The 24,149-nt window shown below is 45.2% G+C and carries 23 protein-coding genes, 2 pseudogenes and 1 riboswitch; of the genes and pseudogenes, 17 read left to right on the top strand and 8 right to left on the bottom strand.

Annotated elements, in window-relative coordinates:
* Positions 1-113: 113 nt before the first annotated feature.
* Positions 114-800 carry a tyrosine-type recombinase/integrase gene (locus RH46_RS22500; RefSeq protein WP_277422357.1) on the bottom strand — a complete coding sequence of 229 codons (687 nt, stop codon included), beginning with the start codon at positions 798-800 and terminating at the stop codon, positions 114-116.
* 60 nt (positions 801-860) lie between these two features.
* Positions 861-1,214, bottom strand: coding sequence for a site-specific integrase (locus RH46_RS22495; protein ID WP_241210066.1), 354 nt, complete (start codon positions 1,212-1,214; stop codon positions 861-863).
* A gap of 51 nt (positions 1,215-1,265) precedes the next feature.
* Between RH46_RS22495 and RH46_RS21875 the strand changes: the two are divergent.
* From RH46_RS21875 to RH46_RS22630, 10 genes and pseudogenes are all read left to right on the top strand, one after another.
* A pseudogene (locus tag RH46_RS21875) lies at positions 1,266-1,580 on the top strand (integrase core domain-containing protein); the annotation flags it as partial.
* A 147-nt stretch (positions 1,581-1,727) separates the two neighbouring features.
* Positions 1,728-2,543, top strand: a complete 816-nt coding sequence (locus tag RH46_RS16570) for a GIY-YIG nuclease family protein (protein ID WP_006880666.1) — start codon at positions 1,728-1,730, stop codon at positions 2,541-2,543.
* Positions 2,540-3,376 carry a hypothetical protein gene (locus RH46_RS16565; protein ID WP_006880665.1) on the top strand — a complete coding sequence of 279 codons (837 nt, stop codon included), beginning with the start codon at positions 2,540-2,542 and terminating at the stop codon, positions 3,374-3,376. Before RH46_RS16570 ends, RH46_RS16565 begins: the two co-directional genes overlap by 4 nt.
* A 552-nt stretch (positions 3,377-3,928) precedes the next feature.
* Positions 3,929-3,992: riboswitch (Fluoride riboswitch) on the top strand.
* A 107-nt stretch (positions 3,993-4,099) separates the two neighbouring features.
* Positions 4,100-4,792, top strand: coding sequence for an iron-sulfur cluster assembly scaffold protein (locus tag RH46_RS16560; protein ID WP_006880664.1), 693 nt, complete (start codon positions 4,100-4,102; stop codon positions 4,790-4,792).
* A gap of 15 nt (positions 4,793-4,807) precedes the next feature.
* Positions 4,808-5,782, top strand: coding sequence for a GGGtGRT protein (locus RH46_RS16555; protein WP_006880663.1), 975 nt, complete (start codon positions 4,808-4,810; stop codon positions 5,780-5,782).
* A gap of 187 nt (positions 5,783-5,969) precedes the next feature.
* Positions 5,970-6,617: a LuxR C-terminal-related transcriptional regulator gene (locus tag RH46_RS16550; RefSeq protein ID WP_006880662.1), complete on the top strand. Its 648-nt coding sequence runs from the start codon at positions 5,970-5,972 to the stop codon at positions 6,615-6,617.
* A 31-nt stretch (positions 6,618-6,648) separates the two neighbouring features.
* Entirely contained in the window at positions 6,649-7,425 is a 777-nt protein-coding gene (locus RH46_RS16545; protein WP_006880661.1) for a 2OG-Fe(II) oxygenase, read from the top strand.
* Between the two features lie 42 nt (positions 7,426-7,467).
* Positions 7,468-8,166: a tRNA-dependent cyclodipeptide synthase gene (locus tag RH46_RS16540; RefSeq protein ID WP_006880660.1), complete on the top strand. Its 699-nt coding sequence runs from the start codon at positions 7,468-7,470 to the stop codon at positions 8,164-8,166.
* 17 nt (positions 8,167-8,183) lie between these two features.
* Positions 8,184-9,683, top strand: a complete 1,500-nt coding sequence (locus tag RH46_RS16535) for an MFS transporter (RefSeq protein WP_006880659.1) — start codon at positions 8,184-8,186, stop codon at positions 9,681-9,683.
* A 42-nt stretch (positions 9,684-9,725) separates the two neighbouring features.
* A pseudogene (locus tag RH46_RS22630) lies at positions 9,726-9,812 on the top strand (GGGtGRT protein); the annotation flags it as partial.
* Positions 9,813-9,873: 61 nt separating this feature from the next.
* Here the strand turns inward: RH46_RS22630 and RH46_RS16530 are convergent.
* Together RH46_RS16530 and RH46_RS16525 are read right to left on the bottom strand one after the other, a co-directional pair.
* Positions 9,874-10,593 carry a M15 family metallopeptidase gene (locus RH46_RS16530; protein WP_275660908.1) on the bottom strand — a complete coding sequence of 240 codons (720 nt, stop codon included), beginning with the start codon at positions 10,591-10,593 and terminating at the stop codon, positions 9,874-9,876.
* Between the two features lie 139 nt (positions 10,594-10,732).
* Positions 10,733-11,452: a DUF429 domain-containing protein gene (locus RH46_RS16525; protein ID WP_040896074.1), complete on the bottom strand. Its 720-nt coding sequence runs from the start codon at positions 11,450-11,452 to the stop codon at positions 10,733-10,735.
* A 234-nt stretch (positions 11,453-11,686) separates the two neighbouring features.
* On the opposite strand from RH46_RS16525, the gene RH46_RS16520 reads away from it, so the two are divergent.
* A complete protein-coding gene (locus RH46_RS16520; RefSeq protein WP_006880656.1) occupies positions 11,687-13,006 on the top strand; it encodes an MBL fold metallo-hydrolase in 1,320 nt (439 codons plus the stop codon).
* 53 nt (positions 13,007-13,059) lie between these two features.
* Here RH46_RS16520 and RH46_RS16515 read toward each other — a convergent pair whose 3' ends face one another.
* Both RH46_RS16515 and RH46_RS16510 read right to left on the bottom strand, forming a co-directional pair.
* The gene (locus RH46_RS16515) at positions 13,060-15,408 is read right to left on the bottom strand and encodes a S8 family serine peptidase (protein ID WP_006880655.1); all 2,349 of its coding nucleotides are present in this window, start codon (positions 15,406-15,408) and stop codon (positions 13,060-13,062) included.
* Between the two features lie 327 nt (positions 15,409-15,735).
* Positions 15,736-16,242, bottom strand: a complete 507-nt coding sequence (locus RH46_RS16510; RefSeq protein ID WP_006880654.1) for a GNAT family N-acetyltransferase — start codon at positions 16,240-16,242, stop codon at positions 15,736-15,738.
* Between the two features lie 219 nt (positions 16,243-16,461).
* Between RH46_RS16510 and katG the strand changes: the two genes are divergently transcribed.
* Complete coding sequence (gene katG, locus RH46_RS16505; protein WP_006880653.1) at positions 16,462-18,663, top strand: catalase/peroxidase HPI; 2,202 nt, start codon at positions 16,462-16,464, stop codon at positions 18,661-18,663.
* 65 nt (positions 18,664-18,728) lie between these two features.
* On the opposite strand, the gene RH46_RS16500 is transcribed toward katG, so the two are convergent.
* The gene (locus tag RH46_RS16500; RefSeq protein ID WP_006880652.1) at positions 18,729-19,451 is read right to left on the bottom strand and encodes a helix-turn-helix transcriptional regulator; all 723 of its coding nucleotides are present in this window, start codon (positions 19,449-19,451) and stop codon (positions 18,729-18,731) included.
* A gap of 169 nt (positions 19,452-19,620) precedes the next feature.
* Between RH46_RS16500 and RH46_RS16495 the strand changes: the two genes are divergently transcribed.
* The 3 genes from RH46_RS16495 (at position 19,621) to RH46_RS16485 (ending at position 21,491) form a co-directional block, all read left to right on the top strand.
* Complete coding sequence (locus RH46_RS16495; protein WP_006880651.1) at positions 19,621-20,565, top strand: alpha/beta fold hydrolase; 945 nt, start codon at positions 19,621-19,623, stop codon at positions 20,563-20,565.
* Positions 20,566-20,652: 87 nt separating this feature from the next.
* Positions 20,653-20,994: a hypothetical protein gene (locus RH46_RS16490; RefSeq protein WP_006880650.1), complete on the top strand. Its 342-nt coding sequence runs from the start codon at positions 20,653-20,655 to the stop codon at positions 20,992-20,994.
* 14 nt (positions 20,995-21,008) lie between these two features.
* Positions 21,009-21,491: a tetratricopeptide repeat protein gene (locus RH46_RS16485; RefSeq protein WP_006880649.1), complete on the top strand. Its 483-nt coding sequence runs from the start codon at positions 21,009-21,011 to the stop codon at positions 21,489-21,491.
* Positions 21,492-21,559: 68 nt separating this feature from the next.
* Here the strand turns inward: RH46_RS16485 and RH46_RS16480 are convergent, their stop codons facing one another.
* Positions 21,560-22,432, bottom strand: coding sequence for a dimethylarginine dimethylaminohydrolase family protein (locus tag RH46_RS16480; RefSeq protein ID WP_006880648.1), 873 nt, complete (start codon positions 22,430-22,432; stop codon positions 21,560-21,562).
* Between the two features lie 108 nt (positions 22,433-22,540).
* On the opposite strand from RH46_RS16480, the gene RH46_RS16475 reads away from it, so the two are divergent.
* Positions 22,541-23,332: an ABC transporter ATP-binding protein gene (locus RH46_RS16475; protein ID WP_006880647.1), complete on the top strand. Its 792-nt coding sequence runs from the start codon at positions 22,541-22,543 to the stop codon at positions 23,330-23,332.
* A 38-nt stretch (positions 23,333-23,370) separates the two neighbouring features.
* A complete protein-coding gene (locus RH46_RS16470) occupies positions 23,371-24,144 on the top strand; it encodes a transporter substrate-binding domain-containing protein (RefSeq protein ID WP_006880646.1) in 774 nt (257 codons plus the stop codon).
* Positions 24,145-24,149 lie beyond the last annotated feature (5 nt).

Here is a 24,149-nt window from a genome sequence, read left to right as displayed (position 1 = left end):
ATAACTATAGGTATCATTTATCTTAAGTGCTAATTTTTTGATACCATTTTAGATATAAAAAAGCTGGTATCAACATACGACTGTTTTTTGATACCAGCTTTGCAACTATCAGACTAAACGCCTTGCTCTCTAGCCGCAGCTAACATTCTTTGCAAGAGAGCGGCATCTGATTCACTAGGCTCTGGTTTCGGCTTAGCTAGCTTCCTCAATAACTCTGCTTGCTTGTAATCAGGCACGTCACCATAGCTATAGAAGCTGGTCAGCACACTTTCATGCCCCAAGTTTTGACTCCAAGCCTTGAACTCTTCAGGGGTTCGACAAAGCCTTTCACCTAGTCTTACCAGCGTGTTACGGAAGCTATGCGGATTGAAATAAGGCAAACCGACATCTTCAAAGGTTCGTTCAAAAATATGTCGTATCGGGTTAGCGTTACTCCAATGCTCCTCAAGCAAGCCAGCGATAGAAAACTGCTGACTTTCATTGTGTGCCAGTTTCGTTTTAGGAAACAGCGGAGAATTTTGCTTAAATCCAGCGTCTTGAACCAAATACTCAATCCACTCTGTCAAAATCCGCAGTGGTAGCTCCCCAACTGGAAAAAAGTACGTGGTGAATGTTTTGCTGAATTTGGTGTTTACGTCCCTAGCATCCTGATAAAAACTGAGCTCATTGAGATCAACATGTTTAATTTTTGCTGAAGCTACGGCCCCATCCCTTGCACCAGTCAAAATGATAAACGCCATCAATGCTCTATTACGCTTTTCTATAGGGGTAGAAGATGGCATCGACTCCAAGGTACTAATTACCTGCTCGACCGTCGCTACATTTCGTCTTCGCTTGGCGTTAGCAATACGAGTGTCTTTTTATGACAAGTTAAAATATTCAATATCACTGTAGTTTATCTTCGCTCGATAACCTTTTTGCGTTACCAGATACTGGAAGAACGTCTTCAAGTGGCGGGTGGTAGTAAGCACTGTCGCCTTGCTCAGTCGCTCTCCGGTTACAACAGATTTTTTGGATAGCAGGTACTTTTTAAATCCAATAGCATGCTTAGCCCTAAACTTCCTAAAATCCATATAATCAGTGTACTCTTCAAAGCGATTAATCGACTTCATAACACCATCAACAGTTGACTCATCAAGACGTTTAGCATCCTTCAAATACTTCGTGTATTCATGAAGAATTCGCGTGTTATTCGTACTATTTTTTTTCATCATCAAATACCTTACTTAAAGGACAATTTAGGAGAGCGTCTCCTCTCAGGATTAGTCATGTTCCACTCAGACCAAGGGTGCCAATATAGCAGCCGTAAATACCGTCAAAGGCTTTGGCGATACCGAATAACTCAAAGTATGAGCCGTCGTGGAAACTGCTGGGACAATGCTCCAATGGAAAGGCTATTTAGAAGTCTAAAAACCGAATGGGTCCCAGCGACTGGTTACCTGACCCAAATTCAAGCCAAGAGAGACATCAGCTATTACTTGATGGACTACTACAATAGGCAACGGCCCCATCAAACAAATGACGGGCTGTCGCCAGTGGATGCCGAGAATCGGCTTAAATCTGTGTCCGGTATTTGTTGACCACTACACTTAAGAGCAATTAACAGAGAAAAAGACAAGCACCTTATATGGGGAAGAATTAAACAAGGCTGGCCTCTAGATGAAGCTATTGACACTCCCGTTTTTCGCTACGCTGGCAACCGAAGCGGTAGAATCTACAAAATCACCTTGCCAAAGACCGGTCAGATTTACGTTGGTTTAACGGTACTTACTGTTAATAAACAATGGTACTACCACAAAAAAGCAGCGGAAAAGGGTGCTAAAAATAGGTTCGCCAAGGCCATACGGGAACACGGTGAACTTGCATTTAAATTCGATGTACTGGAAGACAACATTCCATTGGGTAAGCAGTTAAGCTTACGAGAAAGCTTTTGGGTGGAGAAACTAGATGCGTTGGGTGAGCTAGGATTAAATACAGCTAAGCCTGGCAACTTAGGTGGTGCTAGAGGAATACCAATAACCGTGGGTAATCAAACATACCACTCACGCAAGGAAGCTGGACTAAAAATTGGGGAAAAACGAGGCATCGAACCGCATGTTGTAGAACGCTGCTTGCGAGAAGATAAGCCAATTCCCGATAAGCAAAGACGGCACAGCAAACACCCAGATGCAGGGACTAACCTTTTTCGTCGCCACCTAGCGCTACTTACTCGCCACGAAGGAAATATAGATGCACAGTGGTTAAACTATGACGCATTCAAAAGTGACGTAGGCGATGTACCGCCAGGTATGAAACTGGTGAGAAAGGATGATACGAAACCTTGGGGTTCAAGTAATTTCGAGTGGATGTCTTCAACCAATGCTGTCAGGGAGGTTCATGGTAAGCCCATAACCATTTTTGAAACAATTTATCCATGTATCGAAGATGCTGCTGAACACTTTGATATAGCTACAAGCACCCTGAAATATCGGATTTATAAGCGAATGATGTCTCCAGAGGAAGCGGTTTCAACACCAGTGAGAGGAAAGGGAAACAAAGCATGACTGGCAATGACAACTATTACTTTTACGTACTTGTATGCCCATCACAGGGCCTTTTCAAAGTCGGGCATGCTAACTCGATTAAGACCAAAAGAAAGGCAGATGGAAAGCTGCAGTACTCAAGGATCTATAATCTTACACGCTCTTATAAAAACCTTTATACACCCGATTATGCTCAATCCGTTGCTCTCTGCTGTAGAAATCAAGCTGATGCAAAGGCCATTGAAAAAGAGTTCAAAATCACGTTCAAGAAGTGGCTTTGTACGGACTGGAGTGATGAAAATCCCAAACCAGAGCAAGGTACCACAGAGTGTTACCGTATTGAGCATTTAGAAGCAGGTATGCAGTGGATCTACGCCAAAAAGAACAATGAAAACCTTAAGCTAGTACCAATTCCTGAAGATCCTCAGGATGCTCGACATAGACTGATAGCCGAGTTCTTTTGTCGTGACACGATACGTACAGGGGAGTTTATTGATTCTTTAAATAAGGACTCCTTTGAAGCCTTTTGGATCAGGTGGCTATCAAGCGCAGATGAGCGGTTTAAGCACTCTTACCTTGGCTCACAATCGGTCTTTTACTGCCCTATTGATGCCATCGAAGAAGATGAGATTTCGTCTTTGATAAGAGAACTCGCATTATGGAGCTCTATCGTAACCCCTACTCAAAAAGTACTCAGCTTCGTATCACATGCAAGAGATAACGACTACATATACATCGCTGTCAACCATGTAATACTAAGAAGCTTCCTTGAACAATGCGAACTCCCAAATGGCATTAATAGAGAAGTGTTCTGCCAAGTTATTGATGAACTACTTCCTCAAATAGGGAGTTGAACCGGCGTCCAACTTTTTCTTGAAGAGCTCCACAGAATCATCAACCGCTCATTGAAGGGCAGGACAGAGAGGCGCTAGGCTAATGAGCAACGATTTACGAGAAGGTGTCACGATTTTTAAGACATAGCTCGCCTACTCAAAACCGTCCTAAGAGCAGGTAGGACTAGGCTTTTACAAAGATTATCGTGCCGCCGGATTCAATTTTTGCCAGCTCCACCAAACGTTTGGAAAGGGCGGTAACTCTCTGAGTTATCGCCCTTTTTGTATTTCTACATCTAGGTTTAAGCTATTTGTACTAAGTTTTGGTACTAAAACACGCGCTACCTACACATTCCCAACTCCAAAGTTTGGCAGTTCCATTAGCAGACTTCCCCCAGTTCATAGCAATCTGTAACAGCGGCAAAGAAGGCCGGAAAAGATGTATCGGCTATCGCAGCTCATAAAAATGACAAGTAAAGCCGCCAATCCCAAAAAACACATAAAGCGCGACATTTTTATGCTCAACGGTTCTAGAGGAAACCCTTGTATAGAAATGTGACTTAGATCTACAATCCTAACCAAGGTGATGGGGTTCCACCTACTTAACCGCCAATCGGCTGATGACTCCTACAGTTTCTGAAAACAGGTGTATCTGTTGAATCACTTCCAACCCGGGAAGCGATGAACTGTAGTTTGCTCATGAGTTCCGCTCTACACCTGTTTTCCTTTTTCGAGGAAAACGACATGCAATACGCTCACGAACTTCAATCTATGTGCCCAATTCAACGGGGCGACTTACACCCATCTGCACCTATCCCTGTCGAAGGTCGCTGGGTTAATCCCAAAGATGTTATCGCTATCTCAGGTCTGAGCCATGGCGTAGGCGCATGTGCTCCGCAGCAAGGGGCAGCTAAACTCACTCTCAACGTAAAAGATGGCATCGTCGAAGAAGTGTTAATCGAGACAATCGGCTGCTCTGGTATGACTCACTCCGCAGCGATGGCATCAGAAATCCTTACTGGCAAAACCATTCTAGAAGCGATGAATACCGATCTCGTTTGCGATGCTATCAACGTGGCAATGAGAGAGATATTCCTTCAGTTTGCTTATGGTCGGACTCAATCAGCCTTCTCTGAGGGTGGACTCGAAGTAGGCGCAGCGCTGGAAGATCTGGGCAAAACTCAACGCAGTCAGGTCGGCACAAGCTATTCGACCCGTATTAAGGGGCCTCGTTATATGGAGGTGGCAGAAGGATATGTCACTCAGCTGGCGCTGGATGAAGATGGGGAAATTATCGGCTACGAGTACCTCAACTTAGGAAAAATGATGGCTCAAATCAGCAATGGTGTTACTGCTGATGAGGCTCTGGCTAATTCAAAAGGCACCTATGGTCGCTTTGATGAAGCGGTTAAAACTGTTAATCCACGCCAAGACTAAGTAGAGGAATTTATTATGACCATTACAACTCAAACACTGCTAAATGAAATGAATTTCCTCTCTGTGGAAGAGGCGCATAACTACTGCATCGAAATGGGTATCGACCCTAAAAAGCTGGTTTTAGATACCCAACCTATCGCGTTCGATAATGCTTGTGATGCCTATACACTGGGTACAGCTCTTGCCCTCTACCGTAAAGCAGCAACTGCAGCTGAAGCCGCTTCCATTATTGGACAGGGTCTTCAGGCATTTTGCAAACCCGGTAGTGTTGCAGCCCAGCGTGAAGTCGGTTTAGGTCATGGGGCATTAGCAGCGCGCTTACTCAATGAAGACACTCAGTGCTTCGCCTTCCTTGCCGGTCATGAGTCATTCGCCGCTGCGGAAGGGGCGATTAAAATCGCGCTCAACGCCAATAAATCGAGAAAGTCACCACTCAAAGTCATCCTCAACGGGTTAGGTAAGGATGCGGCCTATCTGATCTCACGCATCAATGGTTTTACCTATGTGCGTACTCAATATGATTATGCGACGGGGGAACTGAATGAAGTGAGTCGTAAACGCTTTAGTCAAGGCGAGCGCGGAGAGATCTTGTGTTACGGTGCCGATGATGTACGTGAAGGCGTCGCGATCATGCACGCTGCACAGGTAGATGTGAGTATTACAGGTAACTCAACCAACCCTACTCGCTTCCAACACCCAGTCGCGGGTATCTATAAATCTGAGAGACTCAGTCAAAATAAAGGCTACTTTTCCGTTGCTTCTGGCGGCGGAACAGGCCGCACTCTCCATCCAGATAATGTCGCAGCAGGCCCGGCAAGCTACGGGATGACAGATACTATGGGTCGAATGCACGCCGACGCACAGTTCGCTGGCAGCTCTTCCGTACCAGCTCACGTTGCTATGATGGGCTTTATTGGGATGGGCAATAACCCAATGGTTGGCGCCTCTGTCGCGCTAGCGGTGGAAGTCGATTTAAGACTTAATCAATGATCTAAATGCTCAAAGAGCCAGCTCGTTCGAGCTGGCTCTTTAATTGATAGAAACAATAATGTAACAAAATGTTAATTTAATTTCCATATATAGGGGTTCTCCCTATTCTCATTGAATTTCAGCTGATGTAGTATCCCAACAAAATTAACAAACATACAACTTTTAAGTCGGCAGTTGGATTATAAAAATGGAAACCATTGAGTATTTCATAAATAAAAGAGTCATTGATTTTCCCAATGGAGTACTCTTTATTAAGGATAAAAATTATAAAATTGTAGCGTGTAACCAAGAGTACATAAAACTTTCAGGAAAGCCCAACATAGATGAAGTTATAGGTTGCTTGGATGAAGATATGCCTTGGAAAATATTTTCACAGATTTATCGTTCTCACGACAAAGACATATTGTCTGGTAGTGATTATGACATCTTTGAACCTATAATTGATTCAAATGGAGAGCGCTTTAATCTTTATGTTAGAAAGAGAAGAATTTTTGATATTCATGGCAATGTCGCAGGCGTTGCTGCGAATGCAATGAAATTTGGCTTCTTTGATGGTGCCTCTATATTAAAACAATCACCCACAATGATTCATAATATCAGTTGTGGAGTTACATTAAAGAAACTAACCGTAAAAGAAAAAGAGGTTCTATTTTTATTTTTGAATGGGTATAAAAGAAAGTTTATATCTGACTCACTTGGCATATCTATTAAAACATTCGACGCTCACATATCAATCATCAAAGATAAGCTTGGTTGTCAATCGAGCAATGAGCTAATGATTAAAGGCATTGAACTGGGTTTACATAAAAAAGCGCCAGAAACGTTGTTGCAATAAATTTAAAACATAACTAATAAAAAGGATTTTTATGATCATTAGAGTTTCTAAAGATAGCCTAGAAATGTCTCATATTATGTCTCTAATAAACAAAGAATGCAGTGCCATTGTTATTGAGAATTTCATTCCTAAAGAAACGATTCAATACTTATTAGAAAGAATTATTAACTCGCCTCTAAAAAATAGTCACTCTCTAGCAAGTCAGTTCAAAAAAATTGGTCCGGCATATACGGAAGTAAGCACCGAAGAACAAAGAAAAACATACCATGATGAATCTATATTTCATATTAATAGATTTAGAAAAATTGCATCGCCTTACATATCGCCAATAGATGAACTCAGACTAGTTTTAGAAGAAAAATGGTTAGGGGGAGCCAGATTGCTTCAAGATGATAGCAGTAAGTTCTTTGTCGGTACTTGTCGATACTTAGAGAAAAACGTGGAGCTTAAGCCACACACAGATCAATTGTTTAGAAATATAAATAAAGAGTCCAATATCATTATTAACGAACAACTTGCTGCAATAACTTATTTGAGTATGCCTAGAGATGGTGGAGAGTTAGAAACTTGGCAGCAATATCCAACACCAGGTGAATATGAAAGTTTAAAAGGAGATTCAATATACGGAATAGACAGGGATATGTTACCCCCAGCAAGGGTTAAGTACAAACCGATACCAGGTGAGATGGTAATTATAAACAGTAATGAAATTCATGCTGTTAGACCAAGTATGGATATTGAAAGGATATCTTTAGGGTGCTGGATCGGATATCAAGATAAGAATAAGCCTCTAGTATACTGGAGTTAGTTCTTTAATTATTATTGACATTTGTATAAAGAAGTTAGTGGCATGACAAAAGCAAGATTTAAACACGATGGAGAAAAACAAGAGCTAGTTGGTAAAAAATGTATTTTAGCCATCAGTGTCGGTCAAAAATATCACGAAGGTGATAAATTAAGCTCTACAATTGAATTAATAAATAAAAGTGGATTTTCGAGTTGTACAATAATGTTGGGCGATACTCTACAGAGACATAATCTTACTGATTGTCCTTGTGAAGTTTCAGCGAGAGAAAAGGCAAATTCTTTGGGGGATAGTTGGCTAGACAGAAACCGAGAGCTACTAGATTCAATAAATCCCAAATTAGAAGTAATCAGATGGGATGATATTATTGACTCTGAAGAATATTACAACGAACGAAAAAGAATAGAACATGAGTACAATATAAATGATGAATACAAAAAGTGCATAAACAGCACAGTCTTTACCTTTCTACAAAGGAGAGTTAATAATGGCAAGCCCTTTGATATAGAGGATAGCTTTTATAGAGGCTTAGAGTACTTGATCGAAGAGTGTCCAGCAATAATGCCTTTATGGGCCAAACAAGGCTATGATTTTATAATCTACCCACAGCCAATGTCGCAAGCAATGAAAGCTACATATAATATTTTTGTTAAGCCTAATTTTGATAAGGCGAACTGGCTTTCATTGAGATTCAAGAAAAGCTCTAACTCGAGCAATGATATTCCTTACTTGAAAACTGCATAATAACCGGATAAGTCTATATGTTAAATAATAACCCAAACCTCGCCTTGTTCGGTGTAGGTTTAGCAAGCTTTTTAGGTTGCGTTGATTTTACCATCGTAAATACAGCATTACCCGATATCCAAGCCGAGTTCTCTTCTTCGCTTTCACTATTACAGTGGGTAATGAATATTTTTGTTATCGCGCTTTCCTCTATGATGGTAACGATGGGACGTTTAGGCGACATTTTTAGTCATGAGAGAGTATTTTATACGGGAGTTATCGTTTTCGGGTTATCTTCCGTTCTAGCTGCGCTCTCTCCAAATATTGATGTCCTCATCATCGCTCGGCTAATTCAGGGTATTTCTTGCGCAATACTTTTTACTAACTCTGGTGCGATCATTTCCCACATATTTCCAGCCGATAAACAGGGACATGCGTTAGGTGTTTTATTCGGTATTAATGGACTAGGTTTAGCGCTGGGGCCGTTTCTGGGCGGTTTGCTCGTGGATTACATGGGATGGAGATGGATTTTCTATATCAATATCCCCATCATTATACTATCTGTGTTTGCTTGTGTAATTGCTATTCCAAAACCTGAGCATGGAAAAGCCAAAGGGAGTCTTGATATACCTGGAGCTATACTTGTTACCCTTATCCTTGGGTGTTTATCTGTTCTATTTACTCAGGGCTCTACTTGGGGGTGGGCATCATCAACTAGCCTTTCTTTCGTCGGCATAATCGCTTTGTTTTCTTTAGGTTTCGTTTATGTTGAAAGCAAAGCAGTTGATCCTATTGTCAACTTCAGAATTTTACGCAACCCACAGTTTTCTTCTTCATCAATTGCTTCATTTACTTTGGGAGCTTTTTACAGCCTTGCGTTTTTCTTGATGCCGCTGTACTTGTCCAATATTCAACACTTAGCAGCATTAGACATCGGTTTCATGCTACTCCCTACCACTGCAGGAGTTGCTATTATTTCTCCTTTTGTGGGTAAGGCTGTCGATAAGTTAGGATGTAAACCGATTATTATTGTCGGACTGCTTTTATTGGCTACATCAGCGACACTACAAGCACAGTTCACAATCAACGAGGCGACACCTTTCATTCTTGTTTCATTCCTTTGTATGGGGATAGGTTGGGGCTGTGTTTTGAGTCCATCGATGACAGCAGCGGTCACATCGGTACCCCAAAGTTATACTGGAGCCGCGATCGGAAACATTGGAACCATTCAAAATACAGGCGCTTCTATTGGTTTAGCTATCGGTGTCGCTATCTTCAATAGTCAGTTTTTAGACAATATCTCTTCGGGGGTAGGAAGCTCGGTTGCATCAACAGTGCATACTGGAGACTTGAATCAAATTACCAAAGTTCTGGAACAGCAGCTTGATCTGGGTACCGATGCAGCGGCACAAATAGTCACTCACGGTTTTATGACATCTTACTCAAGTGCTATGTTACTTCTCACTGCTCTTTGTTCATTATCGTTATTGGTTTTGACATTTAAGATGAAACGTCCTGAAGTTGTTCTCCAGGAGTAAAAGAGGAATCTAGTACGTCGGAGATAAAGCAATGAAGTATGAATTGGCTTTATCGGGATAGGCAATAACCCAATGGTTGGCGCCTCTGTCGCACTAGCGGTGGAAGTCGATTTAAGACTTAATCAATGATCTAAATACTCAAAGAGCCAACTCATGTGAGCTGGCTCTTTTCTTTGTACCACTGAAGTTGTTATACGCCGTGAACCGTAGTGTAAGCGCAATATGCCCTCGCCTTTTCACTTGCTTGGGATTGTTGTTTCACGTAGCAACTGCGATACGTTTCAATATAGCGACCAAAAGTTGCCTCAGCCTGAGGCTTTGGTAAGGCCAACAACTGGTTGATAAAGCGTCGTGAACCGACTTCAAAGTGTTGAGTATCGATGGGCGTATTCCAGTCTCCACCCCAGATTAAAAAACCGTGATGGGCAAACAGCTCAACGACTTGTTCAGCCATACCCTGACGTTCGACCTCATCTCTTGCTCTGAAGCGGGTACGGTTGACGTAGCGAGTCAAAGATTGGGCAGGCTTAACAGTGATAGTCCCGTTGTCATCAAACTCCAGAAATGGATTTTGCACCGGGTTGATATCGACAGCGACCCCATAAGCGTGTTTCGACCAGCTAGATCCCCCCGTAATCGGACGGGCATTAAATGCACTGCTGTTATTCGCATCCATCGAGGCATTGTCATCACCTTTAAACTCTCGCATTAAGCGCGCGGAATGAAGCGGGAACTTGCGCTTGTATAATTCAGTGAAGATTCGTTCGACGGATGGGGCAACAATATCGAGGACTATCATACTACCCTGCATGGTTTGACCGGAGAAATTGACAAAGTCAAAGTCGACTTTCACTAAACGATCGCAGCCAACCGGCGCTCCCTGACTCAAGACACCCTGTTTTTTCATCATGCCGCACTGCCACTCAGAAACGGGCGCGACCTTAGCACAAGTTGTGGTAGCAAAAGATAAAACCACCAAACCGAGCAACCATTTTTTCACTTTGAGTTTTCCTTATATTGTTCTAGAGCCAGAGCGATTTGCATCAGAATCAGTGAGCCGTCTTAATCACGCTATCCCAATAAACGATTTCTCGCACTCGCCCCTTGGGATCTCTGTCTGGCTGTTCTGGTAAGGTGGAGAGATTCTCCGCTTTGGCTGCAATCATCATTAAAACAAACGCATCGATAATATCATCACGATTAGCCTGCCTGGCTTTAGTTTCGCTCAACTGGTTAATGAGCACCTCGCTCCAATCGGGGGCAATCGAGTGAATTATATCGAGCCTGTCCTGCTGGCCCTGTGGTGTCTTTTTACTCTGCTCAAGAGGCGAGCCCTGCAACGCTGCAAACACCACCTCAGGATGAGATTCTCTTAGCTTAAGTGATGGTGCCTCAGCTAACAGCGTTTCCACTTCAATCACTTTGGGCAGGATAAACCAGGTCTGCTTGGAGAGTTTTCTGCCGACAAGCTCGAAGTTAATTTCACAAGCCTCAACATAGTCACTGGCGTAAGCCGCCTGTCGAGAAGGAACCGGGAATACCGACGAGCTGCGTTTTGGAGACAAAAACTTACGCGCCGCCTTATCACATAAGCGATCTGGTGTGTTCTCATCACTATAACCTATCGGGATATCAATCAGTGCAGTACTGTTAGCGAGCAAATCAGATATCTGGGCAAGTTGAGTAACGATCTGGCACCTTGGTTGCTCCTGCTCTACGCTCCAAATTACCCAACCCGCTTTGCATCCATCTATGCCAATATATCTCACTAGTTCACCCTCTGCGTAACCATCTACTTTGCCTATTTTAGCTAAGTTGCACCTATACACTAAGTGCTTCAAGTGACTAATTCTAGGTAAAAAACGAGACATTCGATCACAAATAACTGACTGAGTTAATTCATAATTACCAACAAACTCTTTGGCATTCACAAATCACCGTGCTGCTTTGGTATTTGCTATCCAGTCACGGCAAAGTCTACTGAAGGTTATTTGGAGAGACAGATGGACGTCATACATCACGGCGGAAAAAGTACCGTCACCGGCTCTTGCCATGAATTCAGGCATTCCAATCAAGCAGTGTTAATTGACTGTGGTCTGTTTCAGGGAACGGATGCTCGCTCCCTTGAGGTCGACTTCCCGATTAAACAGCTCAATGGACTGATTTTGACCCATAGTCATGTTGACCACATTGGCCGTATTCCATGGCTACTGGCTGCCGGGTTTAATCAGCCAATATTCTGTAGTGAAGCGACGGCAGAACTTGCCCCACTAATGCTGGAAGACAGCCTCAAGCTGCAACTTGGACTGGCGGCTAAAAAAGCTCAGCGAGTGTTAAAACGGATTAAACGTCTACTCTGCCCTTATCCCTATAATCAGTGGTTCCTGCTCGATAGAAATCAGCCGGATGGCATCCAGATACGTTTTCAACCCGCCGGGCACATTCTTGGTTCCGCTTATGTTGAGCTGATGCTACCTAATAAAGAGGTAGTGGTATTTTCCGGTGATTTAGGGCCGACAAATACACCATTGCTGCCCGACCCGGAATCTCCACAACAGGCAGATTATCTGTTTATCGAATCGACCTACGGCGACTCTCAGCATGAGGATATCGCGACTCGTTCACTAAGGCTGAAAGCCATAATCGATCGTTCACTGGAAGATGGCGGCACTATTTTGATCCCGGCATTTAGTGTCGGTAGAACTCAGGAACTGCTGTTTGATATTGAACAACTGGTATTTGAACATCAAATTGATACTAAAATCCCCATCATTCTCGATTCACCTATGGCGCAAAAAGTCACTCGCTCCTACCGCCGTTTTAAGGAGTTATGGGGCAATGAAGCCAAATTAAGGCTGCAAAATCAGCGTCATCCTCTGGCTTTTGAACAGTGCATCACAGTTGAAGACTTTCGGACTCATCTGCGCTTAGTCAACCGACTAAAGTCGACCGGAGAGCCAGCTATCGTGGTGGCTTCTTCAGGAATGTGTCAGGGAGGAAGAATTATGGATTATCTTAAAGCCTTACTCCCCGATCCTCGTACCGATGTGCTGCTCGCTGGCTATCAAGCGGAAGGTACATTAGGGCGAGAGATTCAAGCTGGCTGTTTTGAGGTAGAGATCGATGACGAGCAAATTGAAGTGGCCGCGCAAATCCATACTATGTCGGGATACTCTGCCCACGCTGACCAGTCCGATCTTATACGTTTTATCGAAGGGATACCCTCAAGACCAAAAACGGTTCACCTGATACATGGCGAACCCGATACCCAGACTCAGTTTGCTGAGCGACTACGCAGCAGTGGCTATCAGGTTAACCAATAAAAAAAGGCTGCGAATGACGCAGCCTTTGTAAGTTTAGGGTGTTATTGGTGAAGCTACTTTTTACGTACCTCGACAATGCTACTAAAGCTCGACGTTCCCGAGTCATCAAAGGCTTGAACGCGGTAGCCATAGTTACCATTCGCTAAACTACTCATGTCATCATCAAAGCTGGTTTGATCGGCGCCAACAGTACCAACTCGTTCAAACGCAAACTGTCCTTTGCGTTTTAGTCCACGTTCGATATAGAAGCCATTTTCGCCATCTGAATTGTCCGACCAATTTAGCGTGACAATATCACCGTTTTTAACCAATGAAAGATTACTTGGAGCAGCAAGAGTGCCTGGCTCTGGTTCAGGGTCAGTACCACCACCAGAATCCGAAGTCACGCTAACATTGAGTGTTGATGACGTTGCTTCATTAACCGAGTTTTTCGCCACTACTCGATAACGATACTCACCTGTTTGCGGCACAGTATCGACAAAGCTTGTGCTGTTTGCAGCCAGCGTTTCAATCACATTGAAGTTAACTTTACCTCGATATTTAACCCCACGCTCAACAACATATTCACTCTCATTAGCGTTATTATCTTGCCAGGTTAGCGTGACATTTAATCCGTCAACGGTGGCCGCTAAGCCTGTTGGGGCATTAAGCGTGTATTGATCAACCACGGTGACATCAACGCTACTGCTGTTCATCGCCCCCGCGTTATCGGTAACGGTAAGCGTCACAGTATATGTTCCGGTAGATGCGTAAGCATGAGAGGTACTGACTCCGCTACTGCCAGCACCGTCACCAAAGTCCCACTGATAGAGATCAATCGTACCGTCTGGGTCAGACGAGCCCAATCCGTTAAAGTAAACCACTTCGCCAATACCATAGCTGGCAGCAGGGTTCTCTACCGTAATCACTGCGCTCGGTAAATCAGTGGTGACCTGAACACTTGTCGAGGCTGAATCGGAAAGACCATCGTTATCAGTGACGGTTAACGTTACCTCATAACTCCCCGCCTGAGCATAGACGTGATCATTGATAGTGACTTGGTTAGATGTATTGCCGTCACCAAGATCCCAGTCATAGCTGACGATACTCCCCCCCTCGGTGTCTGACGAGTTACCGCCATCAAAGTCAACGGGCGTACCAAATGGCACTGAGTTCGCACTTACAATAATCTCTGCGGTTGGAGGGTTGGTACCACCAGCATTTTGCGCGTAGGTGACCGCCGCTGCGGCGTCAACTAAGCCGTGGCCAAACACGTTGTCATCACCTGCTGCACCAATATCCACAGCAGTGCTAAACAGGCCATTCTCAATTTCATCAGGAGTAATATTCGGATTAGCTGCGACCATCAGAGCAGCGATACCTGCTGTAAGTGGGGATGAGAAAGAGGTACCGCTGTAGTAAACGTAACGATTGTCCGGGTACGTAGTCAGGATTTCTACACCTGGGGCTGTGATATCAACATAAGTACCCCAACTCGAGAAACTGGCACGATTGTCGTTTCGGTCAGTTGCACCGACACCAACAAAACTGATGAAGTCAGGGTAATCCGCATGTTCCTGTCCACTGTTACCAGCCGACATAAATAGCAGACCATTGCGATCTCGCAAATATTGGGCGGCTGCATTAATGGTTTCGTATTGAATACCACCATAACTCAGGTTAACTACCCGGGCACCGTTATCTGCCGCATACTCAATACATACTGCCATGGTCGAAATATAGGCCGAGCTGTTGCCATCGCTGATAGCAATACGAACCGGAATAATATCGACATCCCAGTTAGCACCAGCAACACCAGTTCCATTGTTACCCACAGCACCTAAAGTACCTGCACTCCCGGTACCGTGACCATTAGCATCATAGATATTGTTACTGCCATCGTGAGCGTTATAGGCTAAATCGGTACGCAAATTAGGGCCAAGATCCGGGTGATTAACATCAAAACCAGTATCACATACCCCGACCAACACAGAGCTACTACCTGTGGTGATATCCCAGGCTTGCTGGCTATTTACATTATTATGATGCCACTGATTTCCGAAGGAGGGGTCGTTTGGCTGTAAGGTGGGTTCCACCGCATAGTCCGCTTCAGCGAAAGCTACATAGCCACTACTATCAAGGATTTTAGCAATCGCTTTCTCTCTGCCATGATGATCGAAGGTAGCAATGATTATCTGGCTACCTTCGAGGGTTCGTTCAGATACCAAACCTTGGCTTTTTAGCAGGCTATTTAACCCTTTAAGGTCACTAGGCGACGCGTTGGCATCGATTTGATAAATCACGGTCCCCGGTCGGACACTCTGCTGTTTATCTTGCGCGGCATAAGCACTAGCGCCGAGTGAAGCAATTAGGAAGGTTAACCATATCAACAACAGCTGCTGAAGGGATGTTACTGGGCGCATAGTACTTCTCCATTATAGACGCAGAGGTAGTACTAACAGTTTGGTCAATAAATCAGCAGCTGTAAAATAGTCCTAAAGTTATCGAAAGATAATATAAAACCTGAATACCTTGTAGTATCAAACACTTAATAGACACATATGCAACTTTACACTTTGGTATGGATAACAAAATACATCCTGAAAAGACAAAAGGTTACCTGCCATAATAAAAATTGTTGAGATCAACGGTTCGCTAGACACACAATAATGTGTACTGATAAGAGTCGTCATCAGCAGGTGGAGTTATGACTTAGCCAATACTTGGGATTAAGAACAAAGTTATGGTCGTTAACTCAGAATTTGATATTCAAAAAATATCACACCGTTATCTTCAGCTGGTCTCTCGACAAAGCCTAATTTCTTTAGCAGTTTCGCAGAAGCAATATTGGTCTGGTCAACACCACCGATCAGCTTGCTCCAGTTTTCACTGTTCGATACTTCACTAATAAAACCTTGTAATAGCTCACTGGCAAACCCTTTGCCCCAGAACTCTTGTGCCAATAAGTAGCCAATATGGGCGTCATTGTCATTATCGACGTAAGCAAACAGCAAGCCCATCAGAGTTCCGTCCTCCGAGCTGACTAAAAACAGTCTGCTTTCTGCCAGCATACGCTCAAGCCATTGTTGCGCTAGTTGGCAACTGTCGATGCCATGGAAATAGGGAGGGAGATTTTCAACCACCGCTGGAGTGAGAATTTGCGGGATTCTCTGATGCAGAGCGCTACGCTCACTCAATGAAAGCTCAAGGTCAGCTTCCTTTACAGTCAGTCGCGCAGTTTGAAATGATAAACCCATCATTATCCCTCTTTAATACACCTAATATCACCATGTGCTTATATAGCTTTCTCCTATCAAATAAATAGGGGGAAAGAATCTGCAATAGTGCCGACCTCATGCCATGCTTACTCAAAATAATAACCGCCCTAGAGACATGGTCAAATATAACTTCCCACTCCTAGACGCGGCAGGTTGCTCTATAAGTATCTAACTAGAAAAACAATTCGGAGATATTCTATGCACGGTGAAAATACTGGTAACGCTGGTCGATGCCCTGTGATGCATGGCAGCAATACAACTATGGGTGGCAAAGCAACGAAGAATGTTGACTGGTGGCCAAATCAATTAAACCTCAAAATCCTCCATCAAAACGACAAAAAGTCGAATCCATTGGATGAAAACTTTAACTACGCACAAGCATTTAAAGCTCTGAATCTCAAAGCGGTAAAAGCAGATCTTGAAGCTCTCATGACCGACTCTCAGGAGTGGTGGCCTGCCGACTATGGTCACTATGGTCCTTTCATGATTCGTATGGCCTGGCATGCCGCGGGAACATATCGAACTTCAGATGGTCGTGGTGGCGCAAACACAGGTAACCAACGCTTTGCACCGCTCAATAGCTGGCCTGATAACGGCAACTTAGATAAAGCGCGCCGTCTGCTTTGGCCTGTTAAGCAAAAATACGGTAGCAGCCTATCCTGGGCAGACCTATTTATTCTGGCAGGTAACGTAGCGATAGAGTCAATGGGCTTACAGACATTTGGTTTTTCTGGTGGTCGCGAAGATATCTGGGAGCCAGAAGAGGACATCTACTGGGGTGCAGAAAGTGAGTGGCTGGGTGATGAACGTTACTCAGGTGAGCGAGACTTAGAAAAGCCGCTTGCTGCTGTGCAGATGGGCTTAATCTATGTAAACCCTGAAGGGCCAAATGGCGATCCTAGTATTCTTGCATCCGGCCGTGATATCCGTGACACCTTTGCTCGCATGGGGATGAATGACGAAGAAACCGTTGCCTTAGTCGCAGGTGGTCATACATTCGGTAAGACTCATGGTGCGGGTTCTGAATCCCATATGGGACCAGAGCCAGAAGCGGCTCCACTGGAAGAGATGGGCTTTGGCTGGAAGAATAGCTTCGGCACAGGTAAAGGCGATGACACGACCACCAGTGGTATTGAAGGTGCATGGACTCCGAACCCTATCGCCTGGGACAACGGCTACTTCGATATGCTGTTTGGCTATGACTGGGATCTGGTTAAGAGTCCGGCAGGTGCCTGGCAGTGGGAACCGATTGGTGTAACAGAAGAGCATATGGCTCCAAAGGCGCATGATGCGGCAACAAAAGTAACGACCATCATGACCACAGCAGACATGGCGATGCGTATGGACCCTATCTATGGCCCTATATCAAAACGCTTCCATGAAAATCCAGACCAGTTTGCTGATGCTTTTGCCCGCGCTTGGTTTAAGTTGACTCACCGTGATATGGGACCAAAGAGCCGTTACATCGGTGAAGAAGCGCCGTCAGAAGATCTGATTTGGCAAGACCCGCTACCACAAGCAAACTTTGCCCCTCTCAGCGGTGCAGAGACAGCAGAGCTGAAACAGGCAATTCTTGATTCACAACTGGGTGTGTCTGAGTTGGTCTACACCGCCTGGTCAAGCGCATCGACCTTCCGCGGGTCAGATTACCGAGGCGGTGCAAACGGTGCTCGCATTCGCCTGTCACCACAAAGCCAATGGGAAGCGAACCAACCAGAGCAGCTGACAAAAGTTCTGACAACACTTGAGGCAATCCAAACTCGCTTCAACACGGCTCAGCGTGGCGTATCTATGGCCGATCTGATTGTTCTTGGCGGTAACGCTGCTATCGAGAAAGCGGCCAAAGATGGCGGCTTCGATCTCGAGGTTCCATTCGCGCCGGGTCGAGTTGATGCTAGCGAAGAACAAACGGATCAAGAGTCATTTGCGCTACTTGAACCTGAAGCGGACGGTTTCCGTAACTTCGCTAAAAAACTGTTCTCAGTTCCAGCAGAGGAAATGCTGCTCGATAAAGCACAGTTGCTTGGATTAACCGCACCAGAAATGACCGTGTTGATTGGTGGATTACGTGTCTTGGGTGCAAATCACAACAATACTCCACACGGTGTATTTACTGACAAGGTTGGTGTGCTGAGTAACGATTTCTTCGTTAATCTGGTCGATATGGCCACTGAATGGAAGCCTGTCTGCCCGAATAACAGTGCCTACTTAGGTACAGACCGAATCACGGGCGAGAAGAAGTGGACCGCTACTCGCGTCGACTTAGTGTTCGGCTCTAACTCTCAGCTTCGTGCGCTAGCGGAAGTCTACGCCAGTGACGATGCTAAGGAAAAGTTCGTAAAAGACTTTATTGCAGCCTGGACTAAGGTCATGAATGCGGACCGATTTGACTTAGTCTGATCGCATTGAACTCTAGCACCAACTAAAGGGTGGCCAAGTGCCACCCTTTTTCTGTTGTTAAACCCTTATTTGCGGGCAAGGTTGCGCAGCGGCGAAACATGGGCATCAAAAGGAACCTGACGACGCAGAAAGCTGGTGCCTTCAACAAATTCGGGAGCACTGATCCGATCCATTCTGAAATGACGAAAGTCGCTTCGCTGCGGATCCCAGCCAACTAGGTACCATAAAGGTGGCAGGATAAGCATCGCTTGCGGCTCTACATATCGCTGAGTGACATTGCCTTTAGCATCGCAGTAATCAAAGCGAAGGTATAGCTGCTTTAGAAACGCTTGTTCAAATGCAGCCAATAGCTGAGGGTCCATCTCCCCTATATTGCTCGTGTCGACCTGAGGCGCAAGTTTACCGACATACAGGCCACTAAGTAGTCGACGCAGGTCATGCAACTTGTCTGATGGCAACGCTTTCTCAATTTTTGCCAGTCCGGAATCCGCCAATTGTGAGAATGGCATCCCACCGATAGCATACATAGAGGCGACACTAATCAGCAGGGCGAAAACCTCTTCAACTGAGAGCCTCACCCTAGTTTGAACCGAGCGCGGATCAAGTCGCAGCCCTCCCCCTCGTCCTGGTTCAGAATCGATAACAAATCCCTCATCTCGCAAAACGTTAAGGTCACGCAATACTGTGCGTCTCGATGCGCCGACCTCTTGTACAAGCTCGGCAACCGTCGCTGTACCGTTGCGGCGCAAGCAACGCACTATGGCATCTTGTCGTTGGCGAATATTCATAATCTAACACTAGCATTCAATGGTGCCATTATTTGGCACTATTAAGATATATAACTACTCCATCGACGTCAGCAGAGAGATAAGCAAATTGTTGTTTCTATCTGCTTTCCTCTTACTCGAAGTCATATTCATCGAAGAATCACATTCCTATATCTAACGGAGAGATACTATGTTTGACCCAGCCAATTTCCCACAGCCAACACTGATTCCAGTCAATGGGACAACTATCGAAGTATTCGAAGCCGGTCAGCATAATGCTGGGAACCCAATCGTGCTCTGTCACGGCTGGCCGGAACACGCTTTTTCATGGCGCTATCAGATACCGGCACTGGTCAAGGCTGGCTACCATGTCATAGTGCCAAACCAACGTGGTTACGGTCGCTCGTCTAGTCCATCAGAGGTCGCCAGTTATGACATTGCTCATTTATCTGGTGATCTCGTGGCGCTTCTCGATCACTACGGATACCAGGATGCCACCTTTGTGGGTCATGACTGGGGAGCCATGGTTGTGTGGGGGTTAACACTATTGCATCCAAACCGGGTGCGCAGAGTGATTAACCTTAGTCTGCCCTATCAGGAGCGCGGAGAAATCCCATGGATTGAGTTTATGGAGAAGATATTCGGTAGCGATCACTACTTTGTTCATTTCAATCGCCAGCCCGGTGTTGCCGACGCGGTATTGGAGCAGAATACTCAGCAGTTTCTGACCAATCTTTTCCGTAAAAATATTCCTCTCTCAGAGCCTGAACCAGGAATGGCCATGATCAACCTCGCCCGTTCACAGCATGCCACTGGTGAAGCATTAATGAGTAACGAGGAACTGGCGGTATTCACTACTGCTTTCCAGTCATCCGGCTTCACTGCCAGCATTAACTGGTACCGAAATCTTGACCGAAACTGGCATTTGCTCGCCGATGTAGACCCAATAATTCAGCAGCCAACTCTGATGATTTACGGTCTGCAGGATGTCATTCCACCTTCGCCATCACTGAGCAAGTATGTGCCTAACGTCAAAGTAGCCAGCTTAGATTGTGGTCATTGGATTCAGCAGGAACTGCCAGAACAGGTCAATCAAGTGATACTCAACTGGTTATCGCAGCAGGCAAACGGCTGATTGTCAGAAGTATAAAGGAAAAACTCAGCTATCATGATTATGCTGATATTACCTCTCCCCTGCCTGTTGACTTAAATGGAGCCCGATATGCCGATCGCCAACTGTATTCTTTCCCCCACAGTCAGACAGAAAAACGCTACAAGTCGTGCCGGACTTATCGACTTATGGGCACAATATTCGGGGCAAACCAGCGCGGAAATGACCATTACAGTCCAGAGCGGAGAGCAACAGTTTGGAAAAAACTATGCGGCGATTTGCTCACTCCACCTGCCAGCTCTATGGTCATCTGAGGCGGTTACTTCATTGCAACTTGGCCTGTCCCGTGCTATTTCAGACTACTACCAGCTCGAACCGAGCGAGGTCATCGTGATGACTTCTATTATTGAATCAGGCAATGTGGTCGAAGGCGATAATGTCATTAAGTGGTAAAGCAGAGGGAAAATATGGAAGCAGTAATCCAGCAAGCAATTGAGTTACGGAAACAGGGTAACTATCAGGCATCGCGTGATTTGTTGAACACTTTACTCGCAGATCAGCAATTCGCAGCTAAGGCACACCTGCATATCGCATGGTCATTCGACAATGAAGGCAAAGAGCAGCAAGCCATAGACCATTACCTTTCGTCACTCTCAGGCCCAATTTCCCCTACAGAGCGCTTTGATGCTCTGTTTGGTCTGGCGAGTACCTATCGTAGTCTGGGAGAGTATCAGCAAGCGCTTAGTTACTTTGAGCAAACCATTAATGAGTACCCTGACTCCCTTGAAGTACAGCCCTTTTATGCCATGTGCCTTTACAATCTTGGCCGTCACAAAGAGGCCACTTCACTGCTGTTAGAACTGCTGGTAAACACGACAAATAGCGAAGAAATCAAACAGTATCAACGCGCTATCTCGTTATACGCTGAAGATTTAGATCGCACCTGGTAATCCACCCTTATACCCAAAAAGGCGCTGACTCAAACAGTCAGCGCCTTTTTCTTTCAACGGAGTAACAACTAACCTCTGAGAATTGGGTTAGTTAAGCAGGTAGGACCGCCTTCACAAGCCATGCATAACGCATCGCCTTCAAATACGCTGACCTTAACACCATGCTCTTCCATCACCTGTTTGGTTTTCGGGAAGCCATCGATCATGATGCAGTGATCAGGAGAAGTTGGCAGAACGTTTAAATTGAGACCAAAAGATGCTTTAAATTCATCAGCAGGCGCAACCACCATTTCGATCCCGCACTCTTTCAGCAAAGTCCACAGGCGAGCTGGGATCAGAGGAGGATGAACCAGGTACTTAGTTTCAGTTAACGGCGAAATGACCGACATCAGGTGCAAACAGGCATCTTCCCCCGTCCAGTAAGGCATATCAAAGCCGAGAACATCGATACCGTGCGGATTAAGGATCTGGTTCAGTTGCTCAACACCTTGTGCATTCGAGCGGAAGCCAATTCCCACCAACAAAGTATTTTCATTCAGCCAGATGGTGTCACCGCCTTCGATCATGGCATCGCCAGTTAACTCACCCAAAATTGGGATACCGGCCTTTTCATAAGCTTCTCGGTGTAGCTGCGGTTCTGGTTGACGAAGCTTTTTACCCATGCGCAGAGGCACCGCACCTGCTTTAGTGATCAACGAGGCATCGCGAGTAAACATCGCATCAGAAAGGCCATCGCCTCCATCCTCAATCCAAACAATCTCAGCGCCAGTACTCTCAATCATGCCAGCAAACTCATCGTATTGTTTGATCGCTTTCTCAGCATCAAACAGATGATTGTAGTGCCACACATCACGATCTGCTTCTCTTAAGCTCTTACCCGGACGACGCATCAATACACGCGACATATTTTCAGCCATTAGCTGACAGCCATAATTTGCCATTTCGCCTTTCCTTGTTATCACTTTGTTAAATAAAGTTTGACATCAGTTTATACAGACATATAAATTTATACAACCGTATAGTTAAATTCTCAACTCTTGGTGATTTGAATGTCAGCGAATGGATTGCGATCAGACAAGCCAGTACTGCGAATCAAAGGACTGCATAAGTCTTTTGATAATGTCGAAGTACTAAAAGGCATTGATTTAGAAGCTAAAAAAGGCGAAGTCATTGCACTTATCGGCGGCAGTGGCTCTGGTAAATCCACCACCTTACGCTGCCTCAACTTGCTTGAAACTCCTCAAACGGTTGAGACGATGGATCTACTGGGAGAACAGGTGCTGTTTAAGTCGCTCAAGGATGGCGATCTCGAAGTCACCGACCAGAAACAGCTGCGCTGGATTAGAACCAAACTGGCAATGGTGTTTCAGAATTTCAATCTCTGGCCACATATGACGCTGGAAGAAAACATTATGGAAGCCCCCGTTCAGGTATTGGGTTATTCAAAGATGCAGGCCAGAGACAAGGCGCATCAACTACTGGAACGCGTCGGACTGATTGACAAGCGTAACAGCTATCCCGCTTTTCTCTCCGGTGGGCAACAACAAAGGGCAGCCATCGCTCGGGCGCTGGCGGTTGACCCTGAAGTACTGCTCTTTGATGAGCCAACCTCCGCTCTGGATCCTGAATTAGTTGGTGAAGTGCTCTCTGTAATGACAGGACTGGCCGATGAAGGTCGAACCATGATTATCGTTACCCACGAAATGCAGTTTGCCGCCGATGTGGCCGACAGAGTGATCTTTCTCGATCAGGGAGCGATTGCAGAGCAAGGGACGCCTGAGCAGATCTTTAAATCGCCTCAGTCTGATCGCCTCAAACAGTTTATCCGCAATATTTATTAGTCATTTTCACGTTAGTCATACTCAAGGAAGGAAACAACATGAAACTAGCAAAACTCGTCGCACTCTCATGCACAGCATTAAGCTTAGCTATGGCACAGGCGCAGGCAGCCCCACTTAAAGTTGGTATCGGTACTGAGTCATACCCTCCTTTTGCAGTGCCTGATGCCAACGGTCAGTATTCAGGGTGGGAAATCGATATTGCCAATGAAATCTGTAAACAGGCTAAGTTGGAATGTGAAATTGTCGCGACCGCATGGGACGGTATTATTCCTTCACTGGTTGCAGGTAAGGTAGACATCATCGCTGCATCGCTATCTATTACTGACGAACGCAGTAAAGTTATTGATTTCTCGAACAAGTATTACCAGAGCGGTGCCAGTCTTGCGGTCGCTGCAGGCAGTGATATTACTCCAACGGCAGAGAGCTTAGCAGGCAAGAAAATCGGCGTGCAGTCGGGCTCTATTCACCAATCCTATGTGTTGAAACACTTTAAAGATGCAGAGATCAAAGAGTATCAGACTCAGGATGAAGCAAACCAAGACCTATTCTCTGGCCGAATTGACGCCACATTAGCGGATGCAACGGTTCTCGGCGAGTTCCTCACTACCCGTGAAGGTGAGTTGTGCTGTTCCTCTGCTGGTCTGGTGAAAAACGATGAAGCGATCTTGGGTAAAGGCATTGGCTTTGGTCTGCGTAAAGGCAATGACGAGCTAAAAGCTAAATTGGATCAGGCGATTGTCGATATCCGTCAGAACGGTACCTACGACAAGATCACTAACAACTACTTTAACTTCAATATTTATGGTGAATAACCTCT

It is taken from the genome of Vibrio brasiliensis LMG 20546 (genome assembly GCF_000189255.1).
Lineage (GTDB): Bacteria > Pseudomonadota > Gammaproteobacteria > Enterobacterales > Vibrionaceae > Vibrio > Vibrio brasiliensis.
This window is presented reverse-complemented; position numbering and strand designations above follow the sequence as displayed.

What these genes read in the sequence shown, in the direction of transcription:
- RH46_RS22495 (WP_241210066.1), bottom strand. Translation starts at nt 1,214, where the DNA reads ATGATGAAAAAAAATAGTACGAATAACACGCGAATTCTTCATGAATAC.
- RH46_RS16565 (WP_006880665.1), top strand. Translation starts at nt 2,540, where the DNA reads ATGACTGGCAATGACAACTATTACTTTTACGTACTTGTATGCCCATCA.
- RH46_RS16560 (WP_006880664.1), top strand. Translation starts at nt 4,100, where the DNA reads ATGCAATACGCTCACGAACTTCAATCTATGTGCCCAATTCAACGGGGC.
- RH46_RS16555 (WP_006880663.1), top strand. Translation starts at nt 4,808, where the DNA reads ATGACCATTACAACTCAAACACTGCTAAATGAAATGAATTTCCTCTCT.
- RH46_RS16550 (WP_006880662.1), top strand. Translation starts at nt 5,970, where the DNA reads ATGGAAACCATTGAGTATTTCATAAATAAAAGAGTCATTGATTTTCCC.
- RH46_RS16545 (WP_006880661.1), top strand. Translation starts at nt 6,649, where the DNA reads ATGATCATTAGAGTTTCTAAAGATAGCCTAGAAATGTCTCATATTATG.
- RH46_RS16540 (WP_006880660.1), top strand. Translation starts at nt 7,468, where the DNA reads ATGACAAAAGCAAGATTTAAACACGATGGAGAAAAACAAGAGCTAGTT.
- RH46_RS16535 (WP_006880659.1), top strand. Translation starts at nt 8,184, where the DNA reads ATGTTAAATAATAACCCAAACCTCGCCTTGTTCGGTGTAGGTTTAGCA.
- RH46_RS16530 (WP_275660908.1), bottom strand. Translation starts at nt 10,593, where the DNA reads ATGATGAAAAAACAGGGTGTCTTGAGTCAGGGAGCGCCGGTTGGCTGC.
- RH46_RS16520 (WP_006880656.1), top strand. Translation starts at nt 11,687, where the DNA reads ATGGACGTCATACATCACGGCGGAAAAAGTACCGTCACCGGCTCTTGC.
- RH46_RS16515 (WP_006880655.1), bottom strand. Translation starts at nt 15,408, where the DNA reads ATGCGCCCAGTAACATCCCTTCAGCAGCTGTTGTTGATATGGTTAACC.
- RH46_RS16510 (WP_006880654.1), bottom strand. Translation starts at nt 16,242, where the DNA reads ATGGGTTTATCATTTCAAACTGCGCGACTGACTGTAAAGGAAGCTGAC.
- katG (WP_006880653.1), top strand. Translation starts at nt 16,462, where the DNA reads ATGCACGGTGAAAATACTGGTAACGCTGGTCGATGCCCTGTGATGCAT.
- RH46_RS16500 (WP_006880652.1), bottom strand. Translation starts at nt 19,451, where the DNA reads ATGAATATTCGCCAACGACAAGATGCCATAGTGCGTTGCTTGCGCCGC.
- RH46_RS16495 (WP_006880651.1), top strand. Translation starts at nt 19,621, where the DNA reads ATGTTTGACCCAGCCAATTTCCCACAGCCAACACTGATTCCAGTCAAT.
- RH46_RS16490 (WP_006880650.1), top strand. Translation starts at nt 20,653, where the DNA reads ATGCCGATCGCCAACTGTATTCTTTCCCCCACAGTCAGACAGAAAAAC.
- RH46_RS16485 (WP_006880649.1), top strand. Translation starts at nt 21,009, where the DNA reads ATGGAAGCAGTAATCCAGCAAGCAATTGAGTTACGGAAACAGGGTAAC.
- RH46_RS16480 (WP_006880648.1), bottom strand. Translation starts at nt 22,432, where the DNA reads ATGGCAAATTATGGCTGTCAGCTAATGGCTGAAAATATGTCGCGTGTA.
- RH46_RS16475 (WP_006880647.1), top strand. Translation starts at nt 22,541, where the DNA reads ATGTCAGCGAATGGATTGCGATCAGACAAGCCAGTACTGCGAATCAAA.
- RH46_RS16470 (WP_006880646.1), top strand. Translation starts at nt 23,371, where the DNA reads ATGAAACTAGCAAAACTCGTCGCACTCTCATGCACAGCATTAAGCTTA.